Below are 7,674 nucleotides of genomic sequence, written 5' to 3'. Positions count from 1 at the left end.
ACCTCTCGTTCCGTCAAGCGTTATTTTCGAAAATTTTCTTTTCTACTCAACCGCTTGCGCCGACCTTCAAACCATCTTCCGATCAGCGGGAGGCGCATTCTACAGCGTTCAAACTCGCTGTCAAGCACCTCGGTGAAGCTTCGTTTCGAATCCCTTTCGGGACCGAACCGCTGCGGCGAACAACCTGCCGGAGCGCTTCACCACCCCTCGGAGAGAATCCGTAAATCCTTGATTTTCAAGCATTTACTCTTCGTCGTCGCCGGGAGTGGTGCGCATTATAGGGAGATAGAAACTGGCGTCAACACTTATTTGAAAGAATTATTCAGCTTTCAGCGTGATGCGCGCGAAAGCCTTCTTCCCTGCCTGGAACACACGGGTTTCACCCAGCGCCAGCATGAAGGTGCGGTCGACGACCTGCCCATCCACCTTGACGCTGCCGGCACCCAGGAGATCGCGAGCCGCAGCCGCATTCTTCACCAACCCCGCCTTATTAAGGACAGAGGCAACGGGCATATCCTCGGGGGACGACAGCTCGATCTCCGGCAGGTCTTCCGGCAGCTCGCCCTCCTTCAGGCGATTGCCGGCCGACTTGTGTGCGCTCGCCGCCGCCTCCTCGCCATGGAAGCGGGCGACGATCTCCTCGGCCAGCTTGATCTTGATGTCACGCGGGTTGGCGCCCGCCTCGACGTCCTTGCGGAAGCTATCGATCTCATCCAGGGAACGGAAGCTGAGCAGTTCGAAGTAACGCCACATCAGCGTGTCAGGAATGGAGACCAGCTTGCTGTACATGACACCCGGCGCTTCCTGGATACCAATATAGTTGCCCAGCGACTTGGACATCTTCTTCACGCCATCCAGCCCTTCCAGCAACGGCATGGTCAGGATCACCTGGGCCTCCTGACCATAGGCACGCTGCAGCTCGCGCCCCATCAGCAGGTTGAACTTCTGGTCGGTGCCACCCAACTCGACGTCCGCCTTCAGCGCGACGGAGTCATAGCCCTGGACCAGCGGATAGAGGAACTCATGGATAGCGATGGGCTGATTGCTGGCATAGCGCTTGCTAAAGTCATCGCGCTCCAGCATGCGCGCAACGGTGTACTGAGAGGCAAGACGAATGAAGTCAGCCGGGGTCAGCTGGTCCATCCAGGTGGAATTGAAGGCTACTTCGGTCTTGGCCGGGTCGAGGATCTTGAAGACCTGGGACTTGTACGTCTCCGCATTCTCCAGAACCTGCTCGCGCGTCAGGGGAGGACGGGTAACACTTTTCCCACTGGGGTCACCGATCATCCCAGTGAAGTCACCGATGAGGAAGATCACCTGATGCCCCAGGTCCTGGAACTGGCGCAGCTTATTAATAAGCACGGTATGGCCAAGATGCAGATCGGGAGCGGTCGGGTCGAAGCCGGCCTTGATCCGCAAGGGCTGGCCACGCTTCAGCTTGGCCACCAGTTCCGCCTCTACCAGGATCTCGTCTGCACCGCGCTGGATCAGCGCCAGCTGCTCTTCAACCGACTTCATTTACAGGTTCTGCCCAATTGCCAAAATCGAAAGGGAACCAACCATACAAGATCGCAGACTAAAAACAAATTTTGCCGACCGTCAGGGGGACGGAGCCAGGCCAGACGCGACTTTTGGCTTGATTCAAGGAGATTTTGGTTATATTTTAGGCAGTTATTTATTCACAATCCAAAAACACCAATCACGCCATGACGCAATCCGATCAGAAAGCGCCGCCGTATTACCCGAAAAGCCACTTGTTGGCCGCCAGCGGTGTTGCAGCGCTCCTCAGTTTGGCACTACTGGTGTTCCCCTCGAGCGAAGTCGAGGCCAAGAGGACCACGCTCAATCTGGAGCTTGAAAGCAACACCGATCGCCTCCTTCAGGAGAAAGACGACCTCCTGCCGCAATCGGTCACCAATTCCAGCGACGAAGGCACGCCTTTCGCTCAGGTAGAAGGCGCCTCCGACGACAACACCGCCGAGCAAGACTCGGACAAGCCGGGCGCATCTGTAGCCGCTGCCGACACCAAGCCCGTCGATCCCGAGTGGAAGACCATCACCGTCGCCAGTGGCGATACGCTGTCGACCGTATTCACCAAGGCAGGCCTTTCCACCTCGGCCATGCACGACATGCTGACCAGCAGCAAGGATGCCAAGCGCTTCACCCATCTGAAGGTCGGCCAGGAGGTCAAGCTCAAGCTCGACCCCAAAGGAGAGCTGCAGGCACTGCGAGTCAAGCAGAGCGAACTCGAGACCATCGGCCTGGACAAGACCGACAAGGGCTACTCCTTCAAACGCGAGAAGGCCCAGATCGACCTGCATACCGCCTATGCCCATGGCCGCATCACCAGCTCGCTGTTCGTTGCCGGTCGTAACGCCGGCCTGCCCTATAACCTGGTCACGTCGCTGTCGAACATCTTCGGCTACGACATCGACTTCGCCCTCGATCTGCGTGAAGGCGACGAGTTCGACGTGATCTACGAACAACACAAGGTCAACGGCAAGCAAGTGGCGACCGGCAATATCCTCGCCGCCCGCTTCGTCAACCGTGGCAAGACCTACACCGCCGTGCGCTATACCAACAAGCAGGGCAATACCAGCTACTACCGCGCCGACGGCTCCAGCATGCGCAAGGCATTCATCCGTACGCCGGTGGATTTCGCCCGTATCAGCTCGCGCTTCTCCCTGGGCCGCCGCCACCCGATCCTGAACAAGATCCGCGCACACAAGGGCGTCGACTACGCAGCCCCCATCGGCACACCGATCAAGGCCACCGGAGACGGCAAGATCCTCGAAGCCGGACGCAAGGGGGGCTACGGCAACGCCGTGGTGATCCAGCACGGCCAGCGCTATCGGACCATCTACGGACACATGAGCCGCTTCGCCAAGGGTATCCGCGCCGGTACCAGCGTGAAGCAGGGCCAGATCATCGGTTACGTAGGCATGACGGGCCTGGCCACCGGCCCGCACCTGCACTACGAGTTCCAGATCAATGGCCGTCACGTCGATCCGCTGAGCGCCAAGCTGCCCATGGCGGACCCGCTCGGTGGCGCAGATCGCAAGCGCTTCATGGCGCAGACCCAGCCGATGATCGCGCGCATGGATCAGGAGAAGAAAACCCTCCTGGCCCTGAACAAGCAGCGCTGATCGTGCCGCGCTACCTGGGGTTGATGTCCGGAACCAGCCTGGACGGCATGGACATCGTCCTGATCGAGCAAGGTGATCGCACCACCTTGCTCGCTTCCCATTACCTACCCATGCCGGCCGGGCTGCGCGAAGACATCCTCGCCCTGTGCGTCCCCGGTCCCGATGAAATCGCCCGCGCCGCCGAAGTCGAGCAACGCTGGGTCGCCCTTGCAGCACAGGGCGTGCGCGAACTGCTGCTCCAGCAGCAGATGAGCCCCGACGAAGTCCGTGCCATCGGCAGTCATGGTCAAACCATCCGGCATGAACCCGCTCGCCACTTCACGGTGCAGATCGGCAACCCCGCCCTGCTGGCGGAGCTGACCGGCATCGATGTCGTCGCCGACTTCCGCCGCCGTGACGTCGCAGCCGGCGGCCAGGGCGCCCCGCTGGTACCGGCCTTCCATCAGGCGCTGTTTGGCGATGATGACACCTCCAGGGCGGTCCTGAACATCGGTGGCTTCAGCAACGTTTCGCTGCTCAGTCCCGGAAAGCCGGTACGCGGCTTCGACTGCGGCCCGGGCAACGTGCTGATGGACGCCTGGATTCATCACCAGCGCGGTGAACATTTCGACCGGGACGGTGCGTGGGCCGCCAGCGGCCAGATGAACCACGCACTGCTGGCAAGCCTGCTGGCGGATGAATTCTTCGCCGCGCGTGGCCCCAAGAGTACCGGGCGCGAGCGCTTCAACCTGCCCTGGCTGCAGGAGCACCTGGCTCGTCACCCTGCCTTACCGGCAGCGGATATCCAGGCAACCCTGCTGGAGCTGAGCGCGCGCAGCATCAGCGAATCGCTGCTGGACGCCCAGCCGGACTGCGAAGAGGTGCTGGTATGCGGCGGCGGCGCCTTCAATACGGCGCTGATGAAGCGCCTGGCCATGCTGATGCCCGAAGCTCGGGTCGCCAGTACCGACGAATACGGCATTCCCCCTGCCTGGATGGAGGGCATGGCATTCGCCTGGCTAGCCCATCGGTTTCTCGAGCGCCTGCCCGGCAACTGCCCTGATGTGACCGGTGCGCTCGGTCCCAGGACTCTGGGCGCGCTGTATCCCGCCTGAAACGAAAACGCCGCGCATATAAGCGCGGCGTTTTCGTAGCGGCCCCATCGACGTCAGATCGAGAACGACTGTCCGCAACCGCAAGTCGTGGCAGCGTTCGGGTTCTTGATGACGAACCTCGAACCTTCCAGGCCTTCCTGGTAGTCGACTTCCGAGCCCGCCAGGTACTGGAAGCTCATCGGGTCCACCACCAGGCCCACGCCATCGCGCTCGATCACGGTATCGTCATCGGCGATATCTTCGTCGAAGGTGAAGCCATACTGGAAGCCCGAGCAACCGCCGCCGGTGACGAATACACGCAGTTTCAGGCGAGGATTGCCCTCTTCGTCAATCAACGTCTTCACCTTGTTGGCTGCGCCTGGGGTAAAGAGCAGGGGCGTAGGGGTGAAGGTCTCGATGCTCATGTTTCCGAATCTCCCGGCTTGAGGCCGTGCGTTACAACATTACGCCCATTATCCTCTTGTCCCAGAAAAATGGTCAACTAATCCACAGTTTCCACGCTGGCAGGCAGTTCCAGCGGGCGCGGACTGGCCTCGGTCATCGGGCACAGGCGGCCCTCGATCTGGGCCCCCATGGCGGTTTCGATCAGCCCATAGTGAAGATTGCCCTTCACCCGGGCCTGGGCCCCCAGCTCCAGGCGTTCGATGGCATGGATGTCGCCATCCACCTGACCGTCGATGATCACATGGGGGGCCCGGATTTCGCCATCGACTCGACCGCCGGCGCTGACCCGCACCAGCCCTTCGTGCGCCTGCAACGCTCCGCGGACGGTGCCGTCGATCTGCACCGCGCCCTTGAGGTTCATGTCACCGACCAGTTCGGCGCCGCTGGCGATCAGGCTGGTCTGCCCGGTGAAACGCTGGACGTCGGCCCGGCCTTTGTTCTTGCTCCACATAATGCTCACTCACTGCTTCGGCCAATCGAAACGGCGCTGTAGCGGTTTGGACTGGCCATTCAGCTCCGCACGTACGTCGATCAGCTTCGGGATGAAGTTCTTCGGCAGCTCCAGCTCGGCGAAACGCCCCCCTTCTGGGATCGACTGGAAATGCCGGAGGGAAATCGACAGCCCTGTCTTGCCCAGTTCCGGCGAGAGCTGTTCGAGGTCGTAGGTAGCGTCCTTGCGCGCCAGCTTGCCGCTGATGCGGACTTTCAGCCGCCCATCCAGCTTGCGGTCGTCCCTGCCCAGGCGGCTGAGCATCACCTTATAGCGGAAGCGCTGCGGGTCGTCCGTGCCCTGCACCTCAAAGGCACGGATTTCCAGCGCATCCGCCTTGCTGGCCGGCGCGACTACCCCCTTGTAGAACGCGATGTCCTGTTGCTGCTTGAACACCTGGTCCTCAAGCAGCTTGATGGTCTGCCGGCTCTGTTCGGTGGCCTGCTGGCTGAGGCGTTCTCCGCTGCGCAACACCTCGATTTCGGTACGCAGGCGCTCCAGCTCGGCCTTCTGCTCGCCGATCAGGGTTTTCTGGCGTTGCGCATCGGCCTCGCTGCGAGCGGCGTCCGCCCCGGTCGACCAGCGACCGCCGAGAAACGCCAGCGGAACCGCCAGCAGCAGCGCACCCACCCCGAGGCGGACCAGCCAGGCCCGCCGTGGATCACGGAACTGGAGTTCCCAGCCGGACATCAGGGGAGCAGGGCCGCATGCGAGAGGCCCAGGCGCTCGTCCAGCCCGAACAGGATGTTCATGTTCTGGAGCGCCTGACCCGAGGCGCCCTTGACCAGGTTGTCGATCACCGACAGCACCACCACCAGGTCGCCGCCCTGGGGGCGATGCACGGCGATTCGGCAGACATTGGCGCCACGCACGCTGCGGGTCTCCGGATGGCTGCCGGCCGGCATCACGTCGACGAAGGGTTCGTCGGCGTAGCGCTTCTCGAACAGCGCCTGGAGGTCGACCGAGCGATCCGCGACATGGGCATAGAGGGTTGCATGGATACCGCGGATCATTGGCGTCAGGTGAGGTACGAACGTCAGCCCGACGTCGCCGCCGGAGGCCCGACGCAGGCCCTGGCTGATTTCCGGGAGATGCCGATGCCCCTTGACCGCGTAGGCCATCATACTTTCGCCCGCCTCGCAGAACAGCGAGCCAACCTTGGCGCCCCGACCGGCGCCGCTGACCCCGGACTTGCAATCGGCGATCAGCCGCGAGGCGTCGGCCAGGCCGGCCTCCAGCAGCGGGATCAGGCCCAGTTGGGTCGCGGTCGGGTAGCAACCCGGCACGGCGATCAGGCGGGCCTGGCGGATCTTCTCGCGGTTCACTTCCGGCAGGCCGTAGACAGCCTCGTCGAGCAGCGCCGGAGCGCCATGCGGCTGGCCGTACCAGCGCGCCCACTCCTCGGCGTCCGCCAGGCGGAAGTCAGCGGACAGATCGATGACCCGGGTCCCGGCGTCCAGCAGTTCGCCAGCCAGCGCGTGCGCCACGCCGTGCGGCGTGGCGAAGAACACCACGTCGCAGGCGCCGAGGCGCTGCACGTCCGGCACGCTGAACTGCAGGTCGTCATAATGACCTCGCAGGTTCGGGTACATGTCGGCGACCTTCACCCCCGCCTCGGAACGCGAAGTGATCACTTCCACCCGGGCCTGCGGATGCTGCGCCAGCAGGCGCAGCAGTTCCACGCCCGTATAACCCGTACCGCCAACGATGCCGACCTTGATCATCTGTCCATCACTCCGCGCGCTGAGGCAAGCTAGCCAAAAGAGGCCAATGATAAGAGCCGAGCGCCGGCATGAACAGCGCTGGGCGTCCGGCTTTGCGACCGGTTCGGCCCTTCGGTCGGCAGTCTAGCCCCCGGGGTCGTCGGGCAGAAATTGCTGCGAGGCCCTATCCGAATGTTCCTACCTGTTATGCGGCCATATCTGCCGGCAAATCAGACAGCGGCAAGCCGCCAGGGTGACGCGTTCCAGCCATCCCTCTACTATCGGGGCACCGTGATCAAGAGGATGTCCTGATGTACCTGTGGCTCAAAGCCTTCCATATCATCGCCGTAGTCTGCTGGTTCGCCGGCCTGTTCTACCTGCCGCGCCTGTTCGTCTACCACGCCATGAGCGAGGACCAGACCAGCCGGGAACGCTTCTGCGTCATGGAGCGCAAGCTCTACCGGGGGATCATGATGCCCTCGATGCTCGCCACCCTGGTCCTTGGCCTCTGGATGCTCTATCTCACCCCCGGCTGGCTGAGCCAAGGCTGGCTGCACGCCAAGCTGACCCTGGTGGTCCTGCTGATCGGCTACCACCACGCCTGCGGCGCCATGCTCAAGCGCTTCGCCCGCGGCGAGCCGGGGCGCAGCCATGTGTTCTACCGCTGGTTCAACGAAGTGCCTGTACTGTTCCTGCTGCTGATCGTCCTACTGGTGGTGCTCAAACCTTTCTGACCCAGGAGTCCTGTCCATGTCCTTGCCCGCCCTGCTCGACCAACGCCTGCGACTGCCGATGGT

8 protein-coding genes are annotated in these 7,674 nt (G+C 62.5%); 3 read left to right on the top strand and 5 right to left on the bottom strand.

The window, feature by feature from the left end; all coding sequences use genetic code 11:
• Positions 1-318: 318 nt before the first annotated feature.
• The gene (gene tyrS / locus FFS27_RS24730) at positions 319-1,518 is read right to left on the bottom strand and encodes a tyrosine--tRNA ligase (RefSeq protein WP_003113167.1); all 1,200 of its coding nucleotides are present in this window, start codon (positions 1,516-1,518) and stop codon (positions 319-321) included.
• Between the two features lie 188 nt (positions 1,519-1,706).
• Here tyrS and FFS27_RS24725 point away from each other — a divergent pair, with 188 nt between their 5' ends.
• Positions 1,707-3,146: a peptidoglycan DD-metalloendopeptidase family protein gene (locus FFS27_RS24725; protein WP_015502291.1), complete on the top strand. Its 1,440-nt coding sequence runs from the start codon at positions 1,707-1,709 to the stop codon at positions 3,144-3,146.
• A gap of 2 nt (positions 3,147-3,148) precedes the next feature.
• The gene (locus FFS27_RS24720) at positions 3,149-4,240 is read left to right on the top strand and encodes an anhydro-N-acetylmuramic acid kinase (RefSeq protein WP_004355127.1); all 1,092 of its coding nucleotides are present in this window, start codon (positions 3,149-3,151) and stop codon (positions 4,238-4,240) included.
• A gap of 53 nt (positions 4,241-4,293) precedes the next feature.
• Here FFS27_RS24720 and erpA read toward each other — a convergent pair whose 3' ends face one another.
• The 4 genes from erpA to argC all read right to left on the bottom strand — a co-directional run bounded on the left by erpA (position 4,294) and on the right by argC (position 6,898).
• The gene (gene erpA, locus FFS27_RS24715; protein WP_003085254.1) at positions 4,294-4,644 is read right to left on the bottom strand and encodes an iron-sulfur cluster insertion protein ErpA; all 351 of its coding nucleotides are present in this window, start codon (positions 4,642-4,644) and stop codon (positions 4,294-4,296) included.
• Between the two features lie 77 nt (positions 4,645-4,721).
• Positions 4,722-5,144: a bactofilin family protein gene (locus tag FFS27_RS24710; RefSeq protein ID WP_003120826.1), complete on the bottom strand. Its 423-nt coding sequence runs from the start codon at positions 5,142-5,144 to the stop codon at positions 4,722-4,724.
• Positions 5,145-5,864, bottom strand: a complete 720-nt coding sequence (locus FFS27_RS24705; RefSeq protein WP_137952257.1) for a DUF6776 family protein — start codon at positions 5,862-5,864, stop codon at positions 5,145-5,147. It abuts the gene before it with no gap.
• Entirely contained in the window at positions 5,864-6,898 is a 1,035-nt protein-coding gene (gene argC / locus FFS27_RS24700) for an N-acetyl-gamma-glutamyl-phosphate reductase (RefSeq protein ID WP_003101649.1), read from the bottom strand. Before argC ends, FFS27_RS24705 begins: the two co-directional genes overlap by 1 nt.
• Positions 6,899-7,188: 290 nt before the next feature.
• On the opposite strand from argC, the gene hemJ reads away from it, so the two are divergent.
• Entirely contained in the window at positions 7,189-7,611 is a 423-nt protein-coding gene (hemJ, locus tag FFS27_RS24695; RefSeq protein WP_003085245.1) for a protoporphyrinogen oxidase HemJ, read from the top strand.
• Positions 7,612-7,674: the final 63 nt, after the last annotated feature.

This window comes from Pseudomonas sp. 2VD (assembly GCF_005503585.1).
Lineage (GTDB): Bacteria > Pseudomonadota > Gammaproteobacteria > Pseudomonadales > Pseudomonadaceae > Pseudomonas > Pseudomonas aeruginosa.
This window is presented reverse-complemented; position numbering and strand designations above follow the sequence as displayed.

Coding starts and splice junctions, on each gene's coding strand:
- tyrS (WP_003113167.1), bottom strand. CDS start 1,518: ATGAAGTCGGTTGAAGAGCAGCTGGCGCTGATCCAGCGCGGTGCAGAC.
- FFS27_RS24725 (WP_015502291.1), top strand. CDS start 1,707: ATGACGCAATCCGATCAGAAAGCGCCGCCGTATTACCCGAAAAGCCAC.
- erpA (WP_003085254.1), bottom strand. CDS start 4,644: ATGAGCATCGAGACCTTCACCCCTACGCCCCTGCTCTTTACCCCAGGC.
- FFS27_RS24705 (WP_137952257.1), bottom strand. CDS start 5,864: ATGTCCGGCTGGGAACTCCAGTTCCGTGATCCACGGCGGGCCTGGCTG.
- argC (WP_003101649.1), bottom strand. CDS start 6,898: ATGATCAAGGTCGGCATCGTTGGCGGTACGGGTTATACGGGCGTGGAA.
- hemJ (WP_003085245.1), top strand. CDS start 7,189: ATGTACCTGTGGCTCAAAGCCTTCCATATCATCGCCGTAGTCTGCTGG.